The sequence below is a fragment of the Salicola sp. AFF1 genome, assembly GCF_056783195.1.
Genome location: NZ_JBXAYL010000173.1, coordinates 1 through 266, shown reverse-complemented (window position 1 = coordinate 266; position 266 = coordinate 1). Strand labels below are relative to the sequence as shown.

Annotated in this window: 1 protein-coding gene; it reads left to right on the top strand. The window is 58.6% G+C overall.

The annotated features are described in order from the left end of the window. Window positions 1-147: transposase domain-containing protein (locus AC1RQI_RS17215; RefSeq protein WP_481905834.1), on the top strand; the 147-nt coding region annotated here is incomplete at its 5' end. Window positions 148-266 lie beyond the last annotated feature (119 nt).

The following is a 266-nucleotide window of genomic DNA, read 5'->3' as shown; positions in this document are numbered from 1 at the left end:
ATCGAGACGGCAAAGGCGAACGATCTGGAGCCGTCGACCTACATCCACCATGTGCTCAAGCACATCGGCGAGGCGGATACCGTCGAGAAGCTTGAGGCGCTGCTGCCGTGGAATACGGGCCTGGAGCCAGCTCCTAAAAAGAGCTGAGTGCTGGTTCTGGTGCAAGTGGGTCGATTCGCTGGCGCTTACAAGAATGCCGACGGCGATCTCATTCTGTGCCTTGGCGAAGAGGCTTGTGCCGATCCAAGCAATGTGGCGAATGCCGG